1 rRNA gene is annotated in these 1,657 nt (G+C 52.5%); it reads left to right on the forward strand.

Annotated features, from left to right (window positions below):
• Positions 1–1,657: ribosomal RNA gene (locus tag M3234_RS28575) — 23S ribosomal RNA — on the forward strand; the annotation flags it as partial.

Raw genomic sequence — 1,657 nt, forward strand, 5'->3', positions numbered from 1 at the left:
ATGGGTAATGGCGTGCCTTTTGTAGAATGAACCGGCGAGTTACGATTGCATGCGAGGTTAAGTTGAAAAGACGGAGCCGCAGCGAAAGCGAGTCTGAATAGGGCGACATAGTATGCAGTCGTAGACCCGAAACCAGGTGATCTACCCATGTCCAGGGTGAAGTCCAGGTAACACTGGATGGAGGCCCGAACCCACGCACGTTGAAAAGTGCGGGGATGAGGTGTGGGTAGCGGAGAAATTCCAATCGAACTTGGAGATAGCTGGTTCTCTCCGAAATAGCTTTAGGGCTAGCCTCACGTAGTAAGAGTCTTGGAGGTAGAGCACTGTTTGGACTAGGGGCCCTCATCGGGTTACCGAATTCAGACAAACTCCGAATGCCAATGACTTATCCGTGGGAGTCAGACTATGAGTGATAAGATCCATGGTCGAAAGGGAAACAGCCCAGACCACCAGCTAAGGTCCCAAAGTATACGTTAAGTGGAAAAGGATGTGGAGTTGCTTAGACAACCAGGATGTTGGCTTAGAAGCAGCCACCATTTAAAGAGTGCGTAATAGCTCACTGGTCGAGTGACTCTGCGCCGAAAATGTACCGGGGCTAAACGTATCACCGAAGCTGTGGGTGGACACCATTAGGTGTCCGCGGTAGGAGAGCGTTCTAAGGGCGTTGAAGCTAGACCGTAAGGACTGGTGGAGCGCTTAGAAGTGAGAATGCCGGTATGAGTAGCGAAAGATGGGTGAGAATCCCATCCACCGTATGCCTAAGGTTTCCTGAGGAAGGCTCGTCCGCTCAGGGTTAGTCGGGACCTAAGCCGAGGCCGAAAGGCGTAGGCGATGGACAACAGGTTGATATTCCTGTACCACCTCTTTATCGTTTGAGTGATGGGGGGACGCAGGAGGATAGGGTAAGCGCGCTGCTGGATATGCGCGTGCAAGCAGTTAGGCTGGTGAATAGGAAAATCCGTTCACCTTAAGGCTGAGCTGTGATGCCGAGGGAATTATAGTACCGAAGTTCCTGATTCCACACTGCCAAGAAAAGCCTCTAGCGAGATAAAAGGTGCCCGTACCGCAAACCGACACAGGTAGGCGAGGAGAGAATCCTAAGGTGAGCGAGAGAACTCTCGTTAAGGAACTCGGCAAAATGACCCCGTAACTTCGGGAGAAGGGGTGCTTTTTGGGGTGAATAGCCCCGAAGAGCCGCAGTGAATAGGCCCAGGCGACTGTTTAGCAAAAACACAGGTCTCTGCGAAGCCGCAAGGCGAAGTATAGGGGCTGACGCCTGCCCGGTGCTGGAAGGTTAAGAGGAGGGGTTAGCCTTAAAAGCGAAGCTCTGAATCGAAGCCCCAGTAAACGGCGGCCGTAACTATAACGGTCCTAAGGTAGCGAAATTCCTTGTCGGGTAAGTTCCGACCCGCACGAAAGGCGTAACGATCTGGGCACTGTCTCAACGAGAGACTCGGTGAAATTATAGTACCTGTGAAGATGCAGGTTACCCGCGACAGGACGGAAAGACCCCGTGGAGCTTTACTGTAGCCTGATATTGAATTTTGGTACAGCTTGTACAGGATAGGTAGGAGCCTGAGAAGCCGGAGCGCCAGCTTCGGTGGAGGCGTCGGTGGGATACTACCCTGGCTGTATTGAAATTCTAACCCGCACCCCT

It is taken from the genome of Neobacillus niacini (assembly GCF_023715785.1).
In the GTDB taxonomy this organism is placed as follows: Bacteria; Bacillota; Bacilli; order Bacillales; family Cytobacillaceae; genus Neobacillus; species Neobacillus niacini_E.